The organism is Roseateles sp. P1_C1_2 (assembly GCF_056406535.1).
On sequence record NZ_JBFUAB010000017.1, the window covers coordinates 155,283 to 175,543 of the forward strand.

Consider the following 20,261-nt stretch of genomic DNA (forward strand, 5'->3'; position numbering starts at 1 on the left):
GCCATGCTGAAGACTGCTCTTCTTCCTCTCGTCCTGGCCCTCGCCGGATGCGCCATCACGGCCCAGCATCCGCCCGCCGAACCCGCACCGCCGGCCACCTTCACGGGCTCCACCGAATGGCGCCGCGTCGCGCCCGAGGTGACCGTCCCCGAGGCCTGGTGGACGATGTTCAAGGACCCGGTGCTGGACAGCCTGCAGGCCGACCTCGTCGTCGGCAACCAGAACCTCGCCGCCGCGCTGGCCCAGGTCACGTCGGCCCGCGCGGTGCTCGGCGCCAGCCGCTCGGCCATCTTCCCGACGCTGTCGGTCAACGGCAGCAGCACCCGCTCGGCGACGGCCGAGAACGGCAACGGCCAGCGCACCGTGCAGACCAACAACTCGCTGACGGCCAACGCGGCCTGGGAGATCGACTTGTGGGGGCGCCTGGCCGAAGGCGTCAAGGCGGCTGGCGCGAACTACCGGGCCAGCGAGGCCGACCTCGCCGCGCTGCGCCTGTCGGCGCAGGCGACGCTGACGCAGAGCTATTTCGCGCTGCGCACGGCCGAGGCCCAGCAGGCCCTGCTGGAGCGCACGGTTGCTTCCAATCAGCGCGCGCTGGAGCTGACCGAGGTGCGCTACGCCAGCGGCGTCGTCGCGCAGACCGATGTGCTGCAGGCCCGCACCCAGTTGCGCAGCGCGCAATCCCAGCTCAGCGACATGCGCGCCGAGCGTGCCCAGCTGGAACATTCCATCGCCACCCAGGTCGGCAAGCTGGCGGGCCAGTTCCAGCTGTTGCCCAACGCGCGCCTGCCCGAGCTGCCGCCGGTACCCGACCTGGTACCGTCGGCGCTGCTGGCCCAGCGCCCCGACATCGCCGCCGCGCGCACCCGCCAGGCAGCGGCCTATGCGCAGATCGGCATCGCCGACGCGGCCTTCTTCCCCTCCATCGACCTGTCGGCCAGCGCCGGCTACCGCGGCTCGTCCTGGTCCAACCTCGTGTCGGCACCGAATCTGCTGTGGAGCATTGGCGCGGCGGTGGCGCAGCCCATCTTCGACGGCGGCCAACGCAAGCTGGCCTCGGCCCAGGCCCGCGCCTCGGCGGACGTGGCGACGGCCAACTACCGCCAGGCGGTGCTGACGGCCTTCCAGGAGGTCGAGGACAACCTCGTGCAGTTCGCCGAATCCGGCGCCGCGCTGGCGCTGCAGCGCGATGCCTTCGAGGCGGCGGGTCGCAATCTCGAGATCGTGCTGGCCCAGTACCGCGCCGGCACGGTCAGCTTCCTCAACGTCAGTGCCGCCCAGGCCTCGGCGCTGTCGGCCGAGGGCAATCTGCTGTCTTCCCGCAACCGCCAGCTCGTGGCGGCCAATCTGCTGTTGAAGAACCTGGGCGGCCGGCTGCCGCCGCAATGAAAAAGGGCTCCTTGCGGAGCCCCTCGTCGTTGGCATGAAGCCGGGAAGAAATTACTTCTTCTTCTTCTTCTTGCCGTCGTCGGCGACCGGAGCGGCGACGACGATGACTTCTTCAGCAGCCGGAGCGATCGGCGTGGCGATGACCGGGTTCGGCTTGCCGTGCGTCACGACCTTGATGCCTTCCGGCAGCTTGATGTCGTTGACGTGCAGCGAGTGACCCTGGGTCAGGCCAGACAGATCCACCTCGATGAACTCGGGCAGTTGCTTGGCCAGGCAGGTGATCAGCAGCTCGGTCACGACGTGGTTGACCGTGCAGTGGTCGGTCTTGACGGCCACGGACGTTTCTTCGCCGATGAAGTGCAAAGGCACCTTCTTCGTGATCTTGGTCGTGCCGTCCACGCGCTGGAAGTCGCAGTGCAGGACTTGCGGCTTGTACGGGTGCATCTGGAAATCGCGCAGCAGCACTTGCGTGGTGGCGCCAGCCAGTTCCATGTCCAGCAGCGAGCTGTGGAAGGCTTCCTTCTTGAGGGCGTGGAACAGCGCGTTGTGATCGAGTTCGATCATGACGGGCTCACCGGCGCCAAAAACAATGCCCGGCACCTTGCCGGCCACTCGCAGGCGGCGGCTCGCTCCGGTCCCCTGCAACTTGCGCTCAAAAGCGACAAACTTCATGGTTTTCTCCAAAAGAGAACGGCACCCGCGACCAGGCGCCGTTTGAAAAAGCCGTCTTGCGACAGCCATGTATTCCGATCAGAAGTTGTTCTGCTCGGAGAAAAGGGAGGGCCCCGCTTGCGGGAGGGACCCTACTCGGACTGACTAGAAATTGTTGTTTTGTTCCGAGAAAAGGGAGGTGACCGACTCGCCATCAGAGATGCGGCGGATGGTCTCGGCAAACAGGAAGGCCACCGACAGCTGGCGGATCTTCTTGCAGGCCTTGGCCGCGTCGGTCAGCGGAATGGTGTTGGTGATGACGACTTCGTCCAGCTGCGAACCGGCGATGCGCTCGATGGCCGGGCCCGACAGGATCGGGTGGGTGCAATAGGCGAAGACGCTCTTGGCGCCGCGGGCCTTCAGCACCTCGGCCGCCTTCACCAGGGTGCCGGCGGTGTCGATCATGTCGTCCATGATCACGCAGTTGCGGCCGTCGATCTCGCCGATGACGTGCATCACTTCGGACACGTTGGCGGCCGGACGGCGCTTGTCGATGATGGCCAGGTCGCAGCCGAGCTGCTTGGCCAGCGCACGGGCGCGCACCACGCCGCCGACGTCGGGCGAAACGACGACGAGGTCTTGGTAGTTGCGGCTCTTCAGGTCCGACAGCAGCACCGGCGATGCGTAGATGTTGTCGACCGGGATGTCGAAGAAGCCCTGGATCTGGTCGGCGTGCAGGTCCATGGTCAGCACGCGCTCGACGCCGACGGTTTCCAGCAGGTTGGCGACGACCTTGGCCGAGATGGGCACGCGGGTGGAACGCGGGCGGCGGTCCTGGCGGGCATAGCCGAAGTAGGGGATGACGGCGGTGATGCGGCGGGCACTGGAGCGCTTCAAGGCATCAGCCATGATCAGCAGCTCCATCAGGTTCTCGTTCGTCGGCGCGCAGGTGGGCTGGATGACGAAGACGTCACGGGCGCGCACGTTCTGCTGGATCTCGACGGCGACTTCGCCATCGGAGAAACGCCCGACGACAGCCTTGCCCAGCTCGAGACCGAGATGGGTCGCCATTTCCTGGGAGAGGACCGGGTTCGCGTTGCCGGTGAAGAGAACCGTGTTGAGCAGCACTTGGAGCCTCTGGTGTCAGTGGCTCGCTGAAGCGCAAGCCGGTTCAGCGAATTACAGAAAAACTTTGGCAGGGGAGGAAGGACTCGAACCCTCGCATGTCGGAATCAAAATCCGATGCCTTGACCAACTTGGCGACTCCCCTACACAGGACACAGCAGAGCTGCTGCACCCCATAACCGTTTTCAGTCAGCCCAGCCCGCAAGCGGGTGTTGAGCCAAGCTGCGGCAGATTCGACCGGTCCATGCTGCGGGCTGGGCCTGCAGCAGTGTCGCCAGGGACTGGTCGTCATTGCCATTTTTTCCATCTCCGGCGAGCACTGAAAACACAGCGGCCCCGGAGCCCGTCATCCGGGCGTTGCCGAATCGCTTCGACATCAGAACCAACGCATCTCGCACTTCACTGCTGATACTTTCGGCTGCGGGCTGAAGATCGTTTCGACCAAAGCCTGTAACCAGGTTTTCTGCAGTTCCAGCCAGGGCGGGAAAGCCCGCGACTATAGCCAGGTTTTCGCTCCTTGCCAAGAGTTGGCTTGAAAAGATGTCCTTGGTGGCCAGTCCGGCCGGGCCTTTGATGACGGCGAAGCGCTGCTCGGGCAAGGCCAGCGGGTGCAGGATTTCGCCTATGCCTTCGACGAAGGCCGGCCCACCGCCGAGGAAGAAGGGCACGTCCGCGCCGAGCTTGAGCCCGAGAGCGAGCAGCCGCTTCAGCGGCAGGCGCAGATCCCACAGGCGGTTCAGCGCCAGCAGTGTCGTCGCCGCGTCGGACGAGCCGCCGCCCATGCCGGCACCAGCGGGCAGGCGCTTCTCGAGGTGGATGTCGGCGCCGAGCGTGCAGCCGGTTTCGGTTTGCAGCAGGCGCGCGGCGCGCAGGCAGAGATCGTCGGCGGGCAGGTCACCACCGAGCACGTCGTGACGCCGCAGCCGCCCGTCGGTGCGGGCCTCGGCATGCAGCGTGTCCGCCCAGTCGACCAGCACGAAGAGCGACTGCAGCAGGTGATAGCCATCGGGCCGCTTGCCGACGACGTGCAAAAAGAGATTGAGCTTGGCGGGCGCGGCCAGGTCGTACAGCGCCTTCATTCGCCGCTGTCCAGCCTGGCGCGCAGCGTGACGGTGGGCGCGGCCAGGCGCGTGGCGACGAGGGCGGGCAGCTTGGGCTCAATGCGCCAGCCGAGTTGCTCGAAGCCGCCCGGCGTCTTCTGATGCGGCGCGGCCGGCCAGGGGCGGGCCTGCAGCCAGTCGAACAGGGCGGCGATCGGCACCGGCTCGCCGAGCAGCTCGCGGGTCAGCGCATCGAGGTCATCGAAGCGGCGCTCTTCGCTGGGCGTCTGCAGCGTGGCGCGGCCCGGCTGCCAGTTCGCGCGGGCCACCAACGCACCCAGCGGCGAGGTCAGCTCCAGCCGGCCGGCCTGCGGGCCGCCAAAGAGCTCGAAGCTGGCCGCGCCGCCGGTGCCGCGGTTGTGCACGTCGCCGGCCACGGTCACGCTGATGCGGCCGCCGAGCCGGGCTTCGGCCGATGCGGCCGGCGGCGTCTGCGGCAGCTGGGCGCAGCCGGCCAAGGCGAGGGCGAGCAGGAGAGTGGCGACGCGTCTCATCGCGGCTTGACCTTCAGCCGGTCCAGCGTTTCGCGCAGGGCCTCGTTGCGCGGTTCGCGCTGGGCGGCGTCCTGCCAGACGCGGCGGGCCTCTTCTTCCGCGCCGCTGGCCCACAGCACCTCGCCGAAGTGGGCGGCGATCTCGGCGTCGGGCCGGCTGCCATGGGCTTGGCGCAGCAGCTTGGTGGCTTCGCCCAGGTTGCCCAGGCGGTACTCCACCCAGCCCAGGCTGTCGACGATGAAGGGCTCGCCAGGCGCCAGCTTGAGTGCCTGCTCGATGAGCTGCTTGGCCTCGGGCAGGCGCAGATTGCGCTCGGCCAGCGAATAGCCGAGGGCGTTGTAGGCATGGTGATAGTCGGGCTTGATCTCGATGACCTTGCGCAGCAGCGTCTCCATCTCGTCGAACTTGCCGACCTTCTCGGTCATCATGGCCTGCTCGTAGACCAGATCGGGGTCGGCGGGAAAGCGGGTCGTCGCCGCCTTGAGGACGGTGAGGGAGGCGGCGTAGTCGCGCTGCTCACGCATCAACTGGGCCTCGGCCAGCAGCGTGGCGCGGGCGTCGGCGTCGCTGGCGTCGGCGGCCGGCTGCAGCAGCTTGCGCGCATCGCCGAGCTTGCCCTGGCGGGCCAGCAGGCTGGCGCGGCGGTAGCGCAGCTCCAGGCTGTTGCCGTCGACCTTCTGCAGCGCCGCCTCGGCGGCCTTGAAGTCACCGCGCTGCTCGGCGGTCTGGGACAGCATCAGCCAGGCCTGCTGGCGGCCTTCGCCGCGGGCGCGGATCTCGGCGTCGGTGCCCGAGGCCGGCGTGTCCAGGCGCTTCAGCGCCTCGCGCAGGGCCGTCTCGGCGGCGGCGAAGTGCTTGAGCTCCAGTTCGATGGCGCCCAGGGCCAGCCAGGGCGCGGGGTTGTCGGGCGTGGCCTCCGTCAGCAGGCGGAACTCGCGAGCGGCTTCGGTCGGGCGCTGGGTCAGGATCAGCGAGCGGGCATAGGCTTGGCGCAGCCCGTGTTGCGCGGGGTTCTGCTGCAGCCGCGCGGTGATCAGTGCCTCGGCCTGCGGCTCGGTGGGCATGAGGTCGACGGCCAACTGCATCGCGTCGTCGTTCTCGGGCACGAGCTGGTTGAGCTCGCGGGTCAGCGCCAGCGCGCGGGCGCTCTGGCCCGCATTGATGGCCAGGCGCGCCTCCGTATAGAGGGCGGCGGGCTTGAGCGGGCCGGTCTGGGTCTGCAGCACTGGCGCCAGCGCTGTCAGCACGGACTTGGGGTCGGGCGAGCGCTGGAACAGGCGCGGCAGCGCGAGGATCAGGCTGGGGCGCTGCGGCGCGGGCGCGACGCGCAGCAGGCTGGCCAGCGGCGTCGGCACCTCGGCGGGCTTGTTCATGACGGCCAGCAACTGCACACAGTTCTGCAGGGCCTCCGACGAGGTCGGCACGGTCTCGGCCCAGGCGCGGGCGGCCATCAGGGCCTGGTCGCCGGCGCGGGCCTGCACGGCGATGTTGACGACGCGCTTGAACAGCTCCTCGTCCCCGGTGCGGCGGGCGGCGTCCAGCAGCACCTGGAAGGCGACGCCGGCCTGGCCGTTCTGCAATTCGAGCTCGCCGATCAGCAGCTGGTAGAACAGCGGCGCGTCCATGGCCGAGTTGGCAGTCGGTTCGGCAGGCGCGCTGGGGGCGACATCCTGGGCGTGGGCTTGCAGCACGGCCAGCAGGGCGGCGGCGGCGATCACGCGACGGTAAGGCAGGGGCATTCGAACTCCAGGGGGCAGGGGCTGATTATGATTTCCAGCCCATGCCCGAGTTACCTGAAGTCGAAGTCACGCGCCGCAGCTTTGCGGATGCCATCCAAGGCGCCCGGGTGACCGGTCTGCGCCTGGGAAAACCGCTGCGCTGGCCCCTCGGCGTGGACCCGGAAACCCTGCTCGGCGCTCGCGTCGGCAGCACGCAAAGGCGGGGTAAATATTTGTGGCTGCCGCTCGATGAGCGCGRCGGCCTGCTGATGCACCTGGGCATGTCGGGGTCGCTGGCCTTCCTGGACACGACACCGGCAGCGGGCGCGCATGACCATTTCGACCTGCATACCGACCACGGCCTGCTGCGCCTGACCGACCCGCGCCGCTTCGGTGCCGTCGTCTGGGGCGCGGCCCTGGATGCCGAGCCCGTCGCCACGCTGCTGGGCAGCCTGGGCCTGGAACCCTTCGACGAGCGCTTCGACGGCCTGCACCTGCATGCGGCCCTGAGCGGCCGGCGCGTCGCCATCAAGCAGGCGCTGCTGGCGGGCGACATCGTCGTCGGCGCCGGCAACATCTACGCCTGCGAGGCGCTGTTCATGGCCGGCATCGACCCCCGCCTGCCTGCCGGCAAGCTCAGCCGTCCACGGGCGGACAAACTGGCCGCCGCCGTGCGCACGGTGCTCGGCCAGGCGCTGGAAGCCGGCGGCACGACGCTGCGCGACTTCCGCGATGCCCACGGCGTGGCCGGCAGCTTCCAGATGCAGGCCCAGGTCTATGGCCGCGAGGGCGAGCCTTGCCGGCGCTGCGGCACCCTCATCAAGCGCATCGTGCAGGGCCAGCGTTCCACCTTTTTCTGCCCCCAATGCCAGAAGCGCTGATCAAGGACTTCGGCAGGACCGTCGTCGCCTGGCAGCGCCGCCATGGCCGCAACACCCTGCCCTGGCAGAACACGCGCGACCCCTACCGCGTCTGGCTGTCGGAAGTCATGCTGCAGCAGACCCAGGTGAACACCGTGCTCGGCTACTACGAGCGCTTCCTGGCGCGCTGGCCCAAGGTCACCGACCTGGCCGCGGCGACGCTGGACGAGGTGCTGGCGCAGTGGGCGGGCCTGGGCTACTACAGCCGGGCGCGCAATCTGCATGCCTGCGCCCAGGCCGTGGCGACCTTGCACGGCGGCGCGTTCCCGGGCACGGCGGCCGGCTTGCAGACGCTGCCGGGCATCGGCCGCTCCACCGCCGCGGCGATCGCGGCCTTCTGCTTCGGCGAGCGCGTCGCCATCCTGGACGGCAATGTGAAGCGCGTGCTGTCACGCGTGCTGGCCTTCGACGGCGACCTCAGCAGCGGCGCGGCCGAGAAGAAGCTGTGGAGCTGCGCCACCGAGCTGCTGCCCGACCTGGACGTGGACCGTTACACCCAGGGCCTGATGGACCTGGGCGCCACCATCTGCAGCACGCGCGCGCCGGACTGTCTGCTCTGCCCGGTGCAGCCCATGTGTCGCGCCCAGCATGCCGGTGACCCGACCCGCTATCCGGTCAAGACCAGGAAGCTCAAGCGCGGCCGCCGCGAGAACTGGTGGCTGTGGGTGGCCGGTGCAGAGGGCCAGGTCTTGCTGCAGCAGCGGCCCGCGACGGGCGTCTGGGCGGGCCTGTGGACGCTGCCCATGTTCGACGATGAGGCCAGCGCCCGCGCGGCCCTGCCCGATGTCGCCTTGGAGACGCTGCCGCGCATCGAGCATGCGCTGACCCATTTCGACTGGGTGCTGCACACGATGCGGGTCGAGGCGCTTGGGGGAAACCTGCCCGAATTTGGCTCGGGCACCTGGGTCGCCCGGGAGAAACTCGCGAGTTACGCGCTGCCAGCGCCGCTGAAGAAACTGATCGAGGAAAGCTGAATGAAACCCGCAATCAAGAGCGGCATCGAGTACGCGGTGATCACCCTGCTCGTCGCCGGCCTGTGCCTGTGGCAGCTCATCAGCAGCACGCAGGACGATGAGCCACCGGCGTCCAAGCTCGCGCTTCTGGGGCTGGGGCTGATGATTGCCAGCAGCATGCACTGCGTCTTCATGATGCAACTGGTGCGGCGCACCGGCCGGCGCTTTTGGCCCTGGTTCATTGCCATCGTCATCTTCGCGCCCATAGGCACGGCCGTGTTGCTGGCCCAACTGCTCGGCGAGTCGGACGCGGCGGAAAGCTGACACTGCGCACTCTTCACGCTCCAGCGCATTGCCTGCCCGCGCTGAAAGGAGCAAAGTCCCCCGAACAACAATGAGAGGGGACAGCCTTGGATGCCTTGAAGAACCTGCGCGTCGGTGCGCGCCTTGGCCTTGCATTCGCCATCCTGCTGGTGTTGATGCTCGCGATGGCCGGCGTGGGAACGCTGCTCGCGAAGTCGATCAACTACTACGCCGAGTACTACCCCGAGAACATCCTGCCGTCGCTGCGCATCATTCACCTGATCGACGGCACGGTCTCAGACTCGCGGCGGCTTGAGCAACAGCACATCCTGACCGATGACGACAAGGAGAAGAAGGCGCTCGGCGCACAGATTGCCAAGGCCCGCGACGACATCAGGCAGCGCCTCAAGGACTATGAGCTGCTGGCGGCGGACGACGAGGATCGTGGGCTGCTGAAGACGGTGCGCGAGGGCGCCGAGGCCTATTTCACGGGGCAGGAAAAAGTCCTCAAGGCCTCCGAAGAAAGCGCTGCCGACCCGACCCAGGGCACCGCCGCCCGCGAGATGAGCGCCACCGCCGTCCGCAGCACGTTTCTGCCGCTGCGCCAGAACGTCAACAAGTGGTGGGACTACAACGAGAAGCTGGCCGCGCAGACGACGGCGTCCGCAGAGAGTGCCTACCGGCGCGTGTTGCTGATCTTCGGTATCGCATCCGTCGTTGCCCTGGTCATCGGCGTGTTCGCGGCCTTGTGGATCACCCGCTCCATCACCGGCCCGGTGCAACGCGCCTCCGAGGCCGTCAAGGCCGTGGCGGCCGGTGACCTGACGATGCGCCTGCAGAGCAGTTCGCGCGACGAGCTCGGCCAGCTGGTGAACATGCTGGACGAGATGACGCAGAACCTGGCGCGCATGGTGTCGGGCGTGCGCCAGGGCTGCGACCAGCTCAATGTCGCCGCGGCCGAGATCGCCCAGGGCAATGCCGACCTGTCGGCGCGCACCGAGAGCCAGGCTTCCAGCCTGGAAGAGACGGCTGCTTCGGTCGAGCAGATGGCCGCGCAGATCAAGGCCAATGCCGACAACGCCCGCCAGGCCGACCAGCTCGCCAACCATGCCTCCGAAGTGGCCGGCGCCGGCGGCACTGCGGTGGGTGAGGTCGTCACGACGATGGATGCCATCTCGACCTCCAGCCGCAAGATCTCCGACATCATCGGCACCATCGACGGCATCGCCTTCCAGACCAATATCCTCGCGCTGAACGCGGCCGTCGAGGCGGCGCGGGCGGGCGAGCAGGGGCGCGGCTTCGCCGTCGTGGCCGGCGAGGTGCGCCTGCTGGCACAGCGCAGCGCCGAGGCAGCCAAGGAGATCAAGAGCCTGATCGGCGACAGCGTCGGCAAGGTCGAGAGCGGCAGTGCCCAGGTGCTGGCCGCGCGCGAGACCATTGGCCAGATGGTCAACGAGGTGCGCAAGGTGACCGATCTCGTCGGCGAGATCACGGTGTCCAGCCGCGAGCAGAGCGAGGGTGTGGGCCAGATCAATGCCGCCGTCAGCCAGCTCGACCAGGCCACCCAGCAGAACGCGGCCCTGGTGGAGCAGACGGCGGCCGCGGCGGAGAGCATGCGCATGCAGACGGCCAAATTGTCCGAAGCGGTGGCGGCCTTCCGCGTGGAAGCGCACATGGCGGGCCACGCCAGCGCCGCGCCGCGCAGTTCGCCCAAGCCGGCGTCCAGGCCTGCCGCCGCGCCCAAGGCGGCAGCCAGGCCGGCCGCCAGGCCCGCGGCGCCCAGGCCCGCGCCTGCGACGGCTGCCGTCGTGGCGCCGACACCCAGGCCCGCGCCTGCACCGACACCCAGCACCAGCGAAGGCGACTGGGAAACCTTCTGAGCGCCGCGCGTCTCAGTCGGGCGCTTCGGTCAAGGCCTGCAGGATGGACCACGCCGCCTCGATGCGTGCCGGAATCGGGTAGTTCCGATTCGCCAGCAGCACGAGGCCCACGCGCCGCGAGGGGATGAAGGCGACATAGGCGCCGAAACCTCCCGTCGAACCCGTCTTGTTGAAGAGTCGAGGTTCGCCCGGCGTTGTGCGAGGCAGGCGCTCTGCAGGCCGTGCGTCGAAGATCATTTCCGCCGAGTTGCCGCCCAGCAGCCATTCGCGCGAGACGGGGAAGGGGTATTGCTCCCATCCCAGCCCCTGGACGAGCGGCCCCGAGCGGAAGTGCCCGACCTGCGTGGCCTCGACGGCGCGGCGCATCGCGGGCGCCAATGAGCTCGGATCGATGTTCGCCTGCACGAAGCGCAGCAGGTCCGAGGCGGTCGTCCTGATGCCGTAGGTGGGTTCGGCGAGCGGCCCGGGCTGCATCCTGACCTGCCTGTCTTCGCGATGGCCCCAGGCGTAGTCCTTCATGGCGTGCTCGGGCATGCGGACGTGGCTGTGGGCCATGCCGAACGCAGGGAACAGCCGCGTCTCGAGCGCCGTCGCGAAGTCTTCGCCGAGCGCCTTCGCCGTGACGAGACCCAGCAGGCCCAGGCTGGGGTTGGAGTAGCCGCGCACACTGCCCGGCCGCGCCGTCGGCTTCCAGTCGCGGAAGTAGCGCAAGGTCGCGGCGTCACCCACCACCGCATCCGGGAACTGCAACGGAAGGCCGCCGGCGGTATAGGTGGCCAGATGCAGCACCGTGGCCTTGTCGATGGCCGTGCCCGTCAGTTCATGAAGGTATTTGCCGGGATGGTCGTCCAGCGACAGCTTGCCGGTGCTCTGTGCGTAGGCCGCCAGGGTGGCCGTGAAGGTCTTGCTCACCGAGCCGATCTCGAACAGCGTGGCATCCGTGACGGGCGCCTGGGCCTGCTTCGAGGTGACGCCGAAGTTGAAGACGTAGGCGCGGCCGTCCACGGTCAAGGCTGCGGCCATGCCGGGGATGTCGTGGCGCGACATCATCGGCAGGAGGGCGGCTTCCACGGCGGCGCGGATGCGGCCTTCATCTACGGCGTGGGCCGCGGCAGGCCCCAGCAATGCGCAGAGGATGAGAGGCGTCCTCATGAAGCGGTGCATAGCTCCCACCCCGGCTAGAACAGCGCGGCCAGACGCCGCACGGCGTCTTCGGACTGGGCCCGGTCGGGCGTGAGGTCGGCGTTGCCGAAGTCGTGCTCGCCCATGGCGGCGACGAGCAGCCCGTCGCGGCGCGGCAGCACGACGAGGTTCTGGCCGCGGTAGATCAGTGCGTAGTCCACCTCGGGCTGTGGAATCAGCCGGGCCGTCTGGCCGCGTACCGGCGTCATGCCCGTGTCGCCGAGCAGCTTGCGCGCGCCGTCGCCGGTGCAGTTGACGATGACACGCTCGGGCAGGCGTGCGAAGTCGCGCGGCTGCTGGAACTCGCGCTGCACCAACTCGCCGCCGTCGCGGGCGAAGTCGTCCAGCAGCAGGCGTTGATAGGCCGGGATGTTGAAGATGAGCTGGGTGAAGCGGCGTGCGTGGGGCGTGCGAAAAGGATGCTCCGCGGGCGAGAGCGCCTTGCCCTGCGGGCGCAGATCGGCGATGCGCGACGCGAGCTCTGGGTAGTCGGGCTCGCCGATATGGCCGGGCAGGGGTTGGTTGAAATCCTCGTCGGCGACGACATAGCCGTCATGCCATTCAACGGGGCCCGATGGCAGGCCGAGATAGCCCTGGTGCACCTTGAACGAGGCGCGCGCCATCGCCTCCCAGTCGGCCGTCCAGGTCTCGCTGGCGTGCTCTTCGGTGACGATGCGCGAGTCTGGCGTCCACAGCCCGGTGGCGGCCGAGGAATGCACGCGGGGCGGGCGATCCTTGGCGTAGAGCCTGACCTTGTAGCCTGCCTGCTGGGCGGTGCGTGCCGTCGTCAGGCCGATGGCGCCGCAGCCGATGACGGCGATGCGCTCGCCCGGGCGCATGCCGCTGGCCTGGATCAGCGCCAGCGCGCGCTGCGCCGAGCCCCAGGACAGCGACCAGCCGCTGCCGCCATGGCCGTAGTGGTGGACCAGGGTCTTGCCAAAGCGCTTCTCGGCCTCGATGCGCGGCCCCTGGGCGCGGAAGGGGCGGATGCCGACGGCGATGTCGATGATGCGGTCGACGCTGGCGCGCATGGCGGCCGGCGCGCGCGGTGCGGCGAAGTCCAGACCCCAGGCTGGCAGGGTCAGCGTGGCGCTGCCCGCTGCGAGCAAATGGCGGCGGTGCACGCTTGCGGGCCGAGCGACGAGCCGCTCCCGAGCCGGCCCGCTCTGGTGATGTGCTTGCCGGTCGAGCCGGCAAGCATCGCCGTCCCCGCGGGGGGCCGGCCAAGGTACTCCTTGGACGAGGGGCTTCATGAAGCTTGTTTGGCCAGCGATTTTCGGATCAGCGCCGCATCGCGCAGGCGGTTGGCCGAGCCATCGGCGTCCAGCAGCACGACGGTGACCGGGCGCTTGCCGTTCAGGATGCGCATCGCCAGGCAGCGGCCGGCTTCCTCGGTGTAACCTGTCTTGGAGACGCGGATGTTCCAGCCCTTGGCGCCGACGAGACGGTTGGTGTTGCGCACTTCGCGCTGGCGGCCGTCCACGGGCACCTTGGTCTTCTTGACGCTGGTGATGCGCTCGATCTCGCCGTAGCGCGCCGCCGCGGCCGTGATGGCCGCCATCTCAGTGGCCGTCGAGGTGTTGGCCGGCGACAGGCCGGTCGGGTCGGTGATGGCGGTGTGCTTCAGGCCCAGAGCGCGGATCTTGGCCAGCATGGCCTTCTCGAAGCCTGCGTCACCACCCGGATAGGTGCGTGCCAGCGCCGCGGCCGCACGGTTCTCGGATTCCATCAGCGCCAGCTCCAGCGCTGCCTGGCGGCTCATCTGCGTGCCCACGCGCACCCGCGAGCGGCTGTGCTTGAGGGTGTCGACGTCGTCGCTCGTGATGCGCAGCTTCTCGTTCGGGTCCAGCTTGGCGTCCAGCACGACCATGGCCGTCAGCAGCTTGGTCAGCGAGGCGATGGGCACGACGGCATCGGCGTCGCGGGCCATCAGCACCTTGCCCGTGGCGTCGTCGATGACGACGACATGCTTGGCGTTGACGGGCAGGCGCAGTTGCTGGACCGGTGCGGCCTCGGCTTCGACGGCGGCCACCGGACCCGGCGGCGGCTCGACCGGGTCGCGGCCCTTGGCTTGCACGACGAAGCTGGTCGCGGCGATCAGCAGCGCCGGCAGGGCCAGCTTCCAGCCGGTGGCCTGGGGACGGGGTGCGAGCAGGCGTTCGATGCGCGCGAGCAGATCGCCGCCGCGAGCGGCGATTGCGGGAGAGGGGGTCATGTCGGAAGAGTCCAGTTCAGAAAGGGCGTGCAGGGCCAGGGCCAGGCGGCGTGAGTCGCCGACCAGTTCGGCCGAGATCTCGTCAGCCACCAGCTCGCGCTCGTGGCGCATGCGAGCCGAGAGCCACCAGACGACGGGGTGGAAGAAGAGCAGGGCCTCGACGGCGCTCTGCAGCAGGTTGGCGAGATAGTCCCAGCGCCGCACGTGGGCGAGCTCGTGGGCGAGCAGGGCTTCGAGCAGATCCACGGGCAGGCGGGCGAGCAGCGCAGCTGGCAGCAGCACGCAGGGCTTCAGCATGCCGATGGCGATGGGGCCGGCGAGCTCGGGCAGCAAGCGCAGCGGCACGGCACGCTTCAGCCCAAGGCGGCGGGCGAGGGCGTCCAGCCGCGCCTGCCATTCGGCCGGCGCCGGCGTGCTGCGCCGCCGCGCGCGGCCCACCCAGGCCAGGCCGAGGGCCAGGCGGGCCAGCATCAGCGCCGTGCCCAGGGCCCAGGCGCTGACCAGGGCCGGCATCTGCTCGGCCAGCGGCGGCAGTTCGCCGATGAACTCGGCTTCAGCCGGCCCGAGGTCCAGGCACTGGGCCAGCGGCAGGCCGAGGCACAGGCCCAGGCCGGCCGCGCAGACGGCATAGCGCCAGCGCGCCGAAGCGCCGCGCATCAGTGCCAGCAGCAAGGCCACCACGCCGCCGACGAGGACACCCTGCCAGACGAAGTTGACGAGGGCCCAGCCCCAGGCATTCATGACGATGTCCAGGCTCATTAGTGCACCCTTCGGCCTGCGGCCTGTCCCGCCGAGCGGGAGCGAGCTTGCTTGGGGCGGCCCGGCGCGGCGCTCATGCTTCATCTCTCTTGTTGGCCAGCAGCTGGCGGATTTCCGCTCGCTCCTTGGCGCTGACATGGCTCTTCAGGGCCGCCAGCACCAGGGCCTTGCCCGAGCCGGCAAAGGCCTTGCTGATGAAGTCCTTCATGAGGGACTGTTGCAGCTTGTCCTGTGCCTGCACGGGGGCATAGAGCTGCGGGCGCTGGCTCTCGTCTCGGCTCAGCAAGCCCTTGCCATGCATGACCTGCAACTGGCGCAGCACGGTGGCGTAGGTGGCGTCCGGGCGCTCGGGCAGCAAGGCCTCGTGCACGGCCTTGGCGTCGCCGGAGCCGAGGCGCCACAGCACCTGCAGCAGGTCCAGCTCGGCCGGCGTCGGCTTGGCGGGGGGTGTTTGACTCATGCGTTCAGAATAATCGTTCTAGAACTAGTTGTCTAGAACAAGAATTCTGAAACTACCGAGCATCCAGTTCGCGGTGGCGTTTGAGCACGTGACCGTGGTGGCCGAACTGCCGCGCCAGCATCTCGACGAGATAGACCGAACGGTGCTGGCCGCCGGTGCAGCCGATGGCGACGGTCAGGTAGCTGCGCTGGTCGGCCGCGAAGTTGGGCAGCCAGCGCGACAGGAAGCCGGCGATCTGGCCCATCATCAGGCCGACCTCCGGCTGAGCCGCCAGATAGGCGGCCACCGGCGCATCGCGGCCGTTCAGTGGGCGCAGTTCGCGGTCGTAGTAAGGGTTGGGCAGCACGCGCACGTCAAAGACGAAGTCCGCGTCGCTGGGCACACCGTGCTTGAACGCGAACGATTCGAACACCAGCGTCAGCTTGGTGCCGGCGTTGGGGCCGACGAGGTCGCCCAGCCAGGCGCGCAGCTGGGCCGGGCGCAGCTGGCTGGTGTCGATGACGGTGGACTCGGCCTTGAGGCCGCCCAGCAGCTCGCGCTCCAGCTTGATGGCATCCAGCAGCAGGCGGTGGCTCTCATCGGCAGCGCTTTCCAGGCCGCCGAAGCCGGTGTCGCGGTCCTCGCGCAGGGGGTGGGGGCGGCGCGTCTCGGAGAAGCGGCGCATCAGCGCGTCGTTGCTCGCATCCAGGAAGATGGAACGCACCGGCACACCGGTGGCGCGCAGGTCCTTCAGCAGCGGCAGCAGCATCGGCAGCGAGCTGGCCGAGCGCACGTCCACCGCGATGGCAACCCGCCGCTCACCGCGTTGCTGCTCCAGGCGCAGGAAGTCCAGCAGCAGTTCGGCGGGCAGGTTGTCGACGCAGAAATAGCCGGCGTCTTCCAGTGCGTGCATGGCCACCGACTTGCCACCGCCGGACATGCCGGTCAGCAGCACCACGTCGCCGTGCAGATCCGGGTCTGTGCTCATGACTTCGCCTTGCGCGGCTTCATGGCCGTGGACGCGTCCAGCATCTCCTGCGCATGCGCAAGGCTGGTGGAGGACAGGCGTTCGCCGCCCAGCATGCGGGCCACCTCGGCCACGCGGGCCTCGCCAACCACCGGGCTGACCGAGCTGACGGTGGTTGTGCCCTGCAAGGCCTTGGCGACGACGAGGTGACGATCAGCGCAGGCCGCGACCTGGGGCAGATGGGTGACGGCCAGCACCTGGCGCTGGCCGGTGGCCGAATGGCCGAGTTGCTTCATCAGCCGGCCCACGGTTTCGGCAACGGCGCCCCCGATGCCGACATCGATTTCGTCAAAGATCAGCGTGCCTGGGGCGTTGCCGGTGGCGGCCTGGCTGGCGGTCACGGCGATGGCCAGCGCGATGCGCGACAGCTCGCCGCCCGAGGCCACCTTGGCCAGCGGCCGCGGCGTGCTGCCGGCGTGGCCGGCGACGAGGAATTCGGCGGCTTCGACGCCAAAGCTCTGCGGGCCGTCCGTCGCATTCAGGGCGATATCGAACTGGCCACCCGCCATGCCCAGCTGCTGCATTGCGGCCGTGACGGCGCTCGCCAATTGAGGTGCGGCCTTCTTGCGGGCGCGGCTGGCCGCCTGCGCCTCGGCGTCGAAAGCCTGGCGCGTGGCGGCCAGCGCCGCTTCGAGCTGGGCCGGGTCGCTGGCGGCATCAAGTGCGGCGAGTTCCGTGCGCCATTGCGCGAGCAGCGTCGGCAACTCCTGAGGCTGGCGGCGGTAGCGGCGGGCCAGCGTCATCCAGGCCGACACGCGCTCGTCCAGCTCCGCGAGGCGGTTCGGGTCGAGGTCGGCCTTGTGCAGATAGGCGGACAGCGTGTGGCAGGCATCCTGCAACTGCGCCTGCACGTCGCGCAGGGCCTGCACGGCGGGCAGCAGGCGGGCGTCATGGTCGAGTACGCGTTCGAGCTGGTCCAGCGCGCCGCCGGCCAGCGACTGGGCGCTGGGTTCGGCCTCGTCCAGGGCGTCGAGCGCCGACTTGGCCGCGTCGATGAGGGACTGGCCGTGCGACAGGCGACCATGCTCGGCGTTCAGCTCCTCCCACTCGCCCTCGGCGGGCGCGAGGCCGTCCAGTTCGCCGATCTGCCAGGCCAGGCGCTCGCGTTCGCGCAGCGCGTCGGCCTGCTGGCCCTGGGCCTTTTGCAGCGCCTCGGCGGCCTGCTTCCAGGCGGCGTGGGCGCGGGCCAGCGGTGCGGTGTCCAGGCCGGCGAAACCGTCCAGCAGCTCGCGCACGGCGGCCGGGCGGGTCAGGCCTTGCCAGGCGTGCTGGCCGTGGATGTCGAGCAGGTGGTCGGCCAGCTCGCGCAACTGGGTCAGCGTGGCGGCACCGCCATTGATCCAGGCGCGGCTTTTTCCCGCGGCGTCGATGACGCGGCGCAGCAGCAGCGTGTCGTCGCAGTCGAAGCCGGCTTCGTCCAGCCAGGTGCGCAGATGCGGCGGCGTGTCGAACTCGGCGCAGATCTCGGCCTTGGCCGCACCCTCGCGCACGACACCGGCGTCACCGCGGCCGCCCAGGGCCAGCTGCAGCGCATCGATGAGGATGGACTTGCCCGCACCGGTCTCGCCGGTCAACACGGCGAAGCCGGGCTCGAAGTCGAGCTCCAGCGCGGGGACGATGACGAAATCCTTCAGGCTCAGGTGCCGCAGCATGGGTCAGGCTCTAAACATACCAACGCAGTTTGCGTCGCAGGGTCGCGTAATAGCTCCAGCCCTTGGGGTGCAGGAAGCGGACTTGGTGCTGGCTGCGCCGCACGGTGATGGTGTCGCCGTGCAGCAGGCTGGCCAGGCTTTGCATGTCGAAGTTCACCGAGGCATCGCGTCCGGCGACGATCTCCATGCGCACCTCGCCCAGATCGGGCAGCACGATGGGCCGGTTCGACAGGGTGTGAGGCGCGATCGGCACGATCAGCCAGCCCGCGATGCTGGGGTGCAGGATGGGCCCGCCGGCCGACAGCGCATAGGCCGTGGAACCGGTGGGCGATGCCACGATCAGGCCGTCGGCACGCATATTGGCGACGAACTGCTCGCCGACGTTGACCTTCAGCTCCACCATGCCGGACGTGCCGCCGCGGCTGACGACCACGTCGTTGAGCGCCAGTCCGGAGAAGATGGATTCGCCGTCGCGCCAGACCGCGCCTTCCAGCATGGACCGTGGCTCGACTTCGTAGTCACCCGCCAGCACCGGCGCCAATGACTCGCGCCAGCGCTCGATGGGGATGTCGGTGATGAAACCGAGGCGCCCCTGGTTGATGCCCACCAGCGGAATGCCGTGGCGGGCCATGTCGCGCGCGAAGCCCAGCATGGTGCCGTCGCCGCCGATGACCACCGCCAGGTCGCATTGCCGGCCGAGTTCGTCGTTGGACAGCGCGTCGTAGTCCGTCAGGCCGGTGTTCAGCGCCGTGTCCGCTTCGAGCGAGACGTCCAGGCCCTGGCTGCACAAAAATTGGGCAATCTCCTCCAGCACCGGCCTGATGCCAGGCGCTTGATGCTTGCCCACGATGGCGACATGTCTGAAGCGCTCGGCCATGCGGCAAATTACACCACAGGGGGTTTGCACATCCCGGGCAGAACAGCGCTGTCCATAGAATGCGGCCATGCTGGACGAGCGATCCAAATCCCTGCTGAAAACCCTGGTCGAACGGTATATCGCCGACGGCCAGCCGGTGGGCTCGCGCACGCTCTCCAAAGCCTCGGGCCTGGAACTCAGCCCGGCGACCATCCGCAACGTGATGGCTGATCTGGAAGAGCTCGGCCTCATCGCCAGCCCGCACACCAGCGCCGGCCGCATCCCGACCGCCCGCGGCTACCGCCTCTTCGTCGACACCATGCTGACGGCCCAGCCCGGCCTCATCGGCGTGGAGACGGCGCAGCTGCAGCCCGACCAGCCGCAGCGCGTCATCGCCAGCGCGGCGCAGATGCTGTCCAACCTGTCGAGCTTCGTCGGCGTCGTCACGGCACCCAAGAAGCCCAGCGTCTTCCACCACATCGAATTCCTGCGCCTGGGCGAGCGCCGCGTCCTCGTCATCCTCGTGGCACCCGACGGCGACGTGCAGAACCGCGTCGTCTTCACGGCCCAGGACCTGAGCCAGGGCGAACTGCAGGAGGCCAGCAACCGCCTCAACGCCGGCTACGCGGGCCTGACGCTGGAGGCGGTGCGCGAGCGCCTGCGCCATGAGGTCGACGCACTGCGCGGCGAGATCGCCGGCCTGATGAGCGCGGCCGTGCAGGTGGGCAGCGAGGCCATGCAGCAGCAGGAAGAACGCGTCGTCGTCTCCGGCGAGCGCAACCTGCTGACCGTGCAGGACTTCAGCCACGACATGGGCAGCCTGCGCCGCCTCTTCGACCTCTTCGAGGAGAAGACCCAGCTGATGCGCCTGCTCGACACATCGAGCCGCGCCGAGGGCGTGCGCATCTACATCGGCGGCGAAAGCCAGGTGGTGCCCTACGAGGAACTGTCCATCGTCAGCGCGCCCTACGAGGTCGACGGTCAGGTGGTCGGCACGCTGGGCGTCATCGGCCCGACGCGCATGGCCTACGACCGCATGATCCAGATCGTCGACATCACGTCGCGGATGGTTGGCCAGGCGCTGAGCCAACGCTGACTAGAATCCGCGCCTCCTCCCCGGGGGCCGTTAGCTCAGTTGGTCAGAGCAGAGGACTCATAATCCTTTGGTCGTTGGTTCAAGTCCAACACGGCCTACCAATATCCATCGGTGTTCTCGTCGAATTCGCGATGTGCCTTGCGCTGAAACTTGGTCATCTGGCCAAAGTTAAGTAGAAAAACTCTCGGCCAACCTTTGCTTCAATAGCGCCTGAAGGTTGAGCCGTCCGGTCGAACGCTCGGCTTGATCGCTGGCCCCAGTGTGAATCGCCCCGGGTTCCATGGAGGCCGGTTGGTTTAAGTCAGGCGGGCATCGCGGCCTGATTGGCAAGTTGCCGGTAGTAGTTTGACTCAGCCTCGGCGGGCGGGATGTAGCCGATGGGTTCGAGCAGCCTGTGGTGGTTGAACCAGGACACCCATTCCAGCGTCGCCAGCTCCAAGGACTCCTTGGTCTTCCACGGCGCCCGGCGATGGATCAACTCGGCTTTGTAGAGGCCGTTGAT

The 20,261-nt window shown here is 68.7% G+C and carries 19 protein-coding genes and 2 tRNA genes; 7 read left to right on the plus strand and 14 right to left on the minus strand.

Features of this window, described 5'->3' with window-relative positions:
• Positions 1-3: 3 nt before the first annotated feature.
• The gene (locus AC1D2H_RS18185) at positions 4-1,389 is read left to right on the plus strand and encodes an efflux transporter outer membrane subunit (RefSeq protein ID WP_478011947.1); all 1,386 of its coding nucleotides are present in this window, start codon (positions 4-6) and stop codon (positions 1,387-1,389) included.
• A gap of 51 nt (positions 1,390-1,440) precedes the next feature.
• On the opposite strand, the gene AC1D2H_RS18190 is transcribed toward AC1D2H_RS18185, so the two are convergent.
• The 6 genes from AC1D2H_RS18190 to AC1D2H_RS18215 all read right to left on the minus strand — a co-directional run bounded on the left by AC1D2H_RS18190 (position 1,441) and on the right by AC1D2H_RS18215 (position 6,498).
• Complete coding sequence (locus tag AC1D2H_RS18190) at positions 1,441-2,061, minus strand: 50S ribosomal protein L25/general stress protein Ctc (RefSeq protein WP_477934559.1); 621 nt, start codon at positions 2,059-2,061, stop codon at positions 1,441-1,443.
• A 144-nt stretch (positions 2,062-2,205) separates the two neighbouring features.
• A complete protein-coding gene (locus tag AC1D2H_RS18195) occupies positions 2,206-3,168 on the minus strand; it encodes a ribose-phosphate pyrophosphokinase (RefSeq protein WP_477934561.1) in 963 nt (320 codons plus the stop codon).
• 65 nt (positions 3,169-3,233) lie between these two features.
• Positions 3,234-3,310 (minus strand) — tRNA-Gln (locus AC1D2H_RS18200).
• Positions 3,311-3,350: 40 nt separating this feature from the next.
• Positions 3,351-4,244, minus strand: coding sequence for a 4-(cytidine 5'-diphospho)-2-C-methyl-D-erythritol kinase (gene ispE / locus AC1D2H_RS18205; protein ID WP_478011949.1), 894 nt, complete (start codon positions 4,242-4,244; stop codon positions 3,351-3,353).
• A complete protein-coding gene (locus AC1D2H_RS18210; RefSeq protein ID WP_477934565.1) occupies positions 4,241-4,759 on the minus strand; it encodes an outer membrane lipoprotein LolB in 519 nt (172 codons plus the stop codon). Before AC1D2H_RS18210 ends, ispE begins: the two co-directional genes overlap by 4 nt.
• On the minus strand, positions 4,756-6,498 hold the full coding sequence (locus AC1D2H_RS18215) for a tetratricopeptide repeat protein (RefSeq protein ID WP_478011950.1): 1,743 nt from the start codon (positions 6,496-6,498) through the stop codon (positions 4,756-4,758). Before AC1D2H_RS18215 ends, AC1D2H_RS18210 begins: the two co-directional genes overlap by 4 nt.
• Positions 6,499-6,539: 41 nt before the next feature.
• On the opposite strand from AC1D2H_RS18215, the gene mutM reads away from it, so the two are divergent.
• The 4 genes from mutM (at position 6,540) to AC1D2H_RS18235 (ending at position 10,533) form a co-directional block, all read left to right on the plus strand.
• Complete coding sequence (gene mutM / locus AC1D2H_RS18220; protein WP_478011951.1) at positions 6,540-7,358, plus strand: bifunctional DNA-formamidopyrimidine glycosylase/DNA-(apurinic or apyrimidinic site) lyase; 819 nt, start codon at positions 6,540-6,542, stop codon at positions 7,356-7,358.
• On the plus strand, positions 7,343-8,371 hold the full coding sequence (mutY, locus tag AC1D2H_RS18225) for an A/G-specific adenine glycosylase (protein ID WP_478011952.1): 1,029 nt from the start codon (positions 7,343-7,345) through the stop codon (positions 8,369-8,371). Before mutM ends, mutY begins: the two co-directional genes overlap by 16 nt.
• Complete coding sequence (locus tag AC1D2H_RS18230) at positions 8,372-8,674, plus strand: hypothetical protein (RefSeq protein ID WP_477934572.1); 303 nt, start codon at positions 8,372-8,374, stop codon at positions 8,672-8,674.
• Positions 8,675-8,760: 86 nt separating this feature from the next.
• Positions 8,761-10,533 (plus strand): methyl-accepting chemotaxis protein, encoded by a 1,773-nt coding sequence (locus AC1D2H_RS18235; RefSeq protein WP_478011953.1) that lies wholly within the window; start codon positions 8,761-8,763, stop codon positions 10,531-10,533.
• A gap of 12 nt (positions 10,534-10,545) precedes the next feature.
• On the opposite strand, the gene ampC is transcribed toward AC1D2H_RS18235, so the two are convergent.
• From ampC to AC1D2H_RS18270, 7 genes are all read right to left on the minus strand, one after another.
• On the minus strand, positions 10,546-11,697 hold the full coding sequence (gene ampC, locus AC1D2H_RS18240) for a class C beta-lactamase (RefSeq protein ID WP_478011954.1): 1,152 nt from the start codon (positions 11,695-11,697) through the stop codon (positions 10,546-10,548).
• Between the two features lie 14 nt (positions 11,698-11,711).
• Positions 11,712-12,839 carry an FAD-dependent oxidoreductase gene (locus AC1D2H_RS18245; protein ID WP_477934578.1) on the minus strand — a complete coding sequence of 376 codons (1,128 nt, stop codon included), beginning with the start codon at positions 12,837-12,839 and terminating at the stop codon, positions 11,712-11,714.
• A 125-nt stretch (positions 12,840-12,964) separates the two neighbouring features.
• On the minus strand, positions 12,965-14,689 hold the full coding sequence (locus AC1D2H_RS18250; protein ID WP_477934580.1) for a M56 family metallopeptidase: 1,725 nt from the start codon (positions 14,687-14,689) through the stop codon (positions 12,965-12,967).
• A gap of 73 nt (positions 14,690-14,762) precedes the next feature.
• Positions 14,763-15,149, minus strand: coding sequence for a BlaI/MecI/CopY family transcriptional regulator (locus AC1D2H_RS18255; protein WP_477934582.1), 387 nt, complete (start codon positions 15,147-15,149; stop codon positions 14,763-14,765).
• A gap of 52 nt (positions 15,150-15,201) precedes the next feature.
• Positions 15,202-16,116, minus strand: coding sequence for an RNase adapter RapZ (rapZ, locus tag AC1D2H_RS18260; RefSeq protein ID WP_477934584.1), 915 nt, complete (start codon positions 16,114-16,116; stop codon positions 15,202-15,204).
• On the minus strand, positions 16,113-17,807 hold the full coding sequence (gene recN, locus AC1D2H_RS18265; RefSeq protein ID WP_477934586.1) for a DNA repair protein RecN: 1,695 nt from the start codon (positions 17,805-17,807) through the stop codon (positions 16,113-16,115). The genes rapZ and recN overlap by 4 nt, the downstream gene beginning before the upstream one ends.
• Positions 17,808-17,817: 10 nt before the next feature.
• Positions 17,818-18,684 (minus strand): NAD kinase, encoded by an 867-nt coding sequence (locus AC1D2H_RS18270; protein ID WP_477934588.1) that lies wholly within the window; start codon positions 18,682-18,684, stop codon positions 17,818-17,820.
• Positions 18,685-18,751: 67 nt separating this feature from the next.
• Between AC1D2H_RS18270 and hrcA the strand changes: the two genes are divergently transcribed.
• Positions 18,752-19,759, plus strand: coding sequence for a heat-inducible transcriptional repressor HrcA (gene hrcA / locus AC1D2H_RS18275; RefSeq protein ID WP_477934590.1), 1,008 nt, complete (start codon positions 18,752-18,754; stop codon positions 19,757-19,759).
• Between the two features lie 24 nt (positions 19,760-19,783).
• Positions 19,784-19,860 (plus strand) — tRNA-Ile (locus AC1D2H_RS18280).
• A 200-nt stretch (positions 19,861-20,060) separates the two neighbouring features.
• On the opposite strand, the gene AC1D2H_RS18285 is transcribed toward AC1D2H_RS18280, so the two are convergent.
• On the minus strand, positions 20,061-20,261 hold a 201-nt coding region (locus tag AC1D2H_RS18285; RefSeq protein WP_478011955.1), incomplete at its 5' end, for an IS3 family transposase.

Bases quoted from the DNA above. Each gene is read 5' to 3' on its own strand.
- mutY (WP_478011952.1), top strand. From the start codon at position 7,343: ATGCCAGAAGCGCTGATCAAGGACTTCGGCAGGACCGTCGTCGCCTGG.
- AC1D2H_RS18185 (WP_478011947.1), top strand. From the start codon at position 4: ATGCTGAAGACTGCTCTTCTTCCTCTCGTCCTGGCCCTCGCCGGATGC.
- AC1D2H_RS18230 (WP_477934572.1), top strand. From the start codon at position 8,372: ATGAAACCCGCAATCAAGAGCGGCATCGAGTACGCGGTGATCACCCTG.
- recN (WP_477934586.1), bottom strand. From the start codon at position 17,807: ATGCTGCGGCACCTGAGCCTGAAGGATTTCGTCATCGTCCCCGCGCTG.
- AC1D2H_RS18270 (WP_477934588.1), bottom strand. From the start codon at position 18,684: ATGGCCGAGCGCTTCAGACATGTCGCCATCGTGGGCAAGCATCAAGCG.
- AC1D2H_RS18190 (WP_477934559.1), bottom strand. From the start codon at position 2,061: ATGAAGTTTGTCGCTTTTGAGCGCAAGTTGCAGGGGACCGGAGCGAGC.
- rapZ (WP_477934584.1), bottom strand. From the start codon at position 16,116: ATGAGCACAGACCCGGATCTGCACGGCGACGTGGTGCTGCTGACCGGC.
- AC1D2H_RS18210 (WP_477934565.1), bottom strand. From the start codon at position 4,759: ATGAGACGCGTCGCCACTCTCCTGCTCGCCCTCGCCTTGGCCGGCTGC.
- ispE (WP_478011949.1), bottom strand. From the start codon at position 4,244: ATGAAGGCGCTGTACGACCTGGCCGCGCCCGCCAAGCTCAATCTCTTT.
- ampC (WP_478011954.1), bottom strand. From the start codon at position 11,697: ATGCACCGCTTCATGAGGACGCCTCTCATCCTCTGCGCATTGCTGGGG.
- AC1D2H_RS18250 (WP_477934580.1), bottom strand. From the start codon at position 14,689: ATGAGCCTGGACATCGTCATGAATGCCTGGGGCTGGGCCCTCGTCAAC.
- AC1D2H_RS18255 (WP_477934582.1), bottom strand. From the start codon at position 15,149: ATGAGTCAAACACCCCCCGCCAAGCCGACGCCGGCCGAGCTGGACCTG.
- AC1D2H_RS18215 (WP_478011950.1), bottom strand. From the start codon at position 6,498: ATGCCCCTGCCTTACCGTCGCGTGATCGCCGCCGCCGCCCTGCTGGCC.
- hrcA (WP_477934590.1), top strand. From the start codon at position 18,752: ATGCTGGACGAGCGATCCAAATCCCTGCTGAAAACCCTGGTCGAACGG.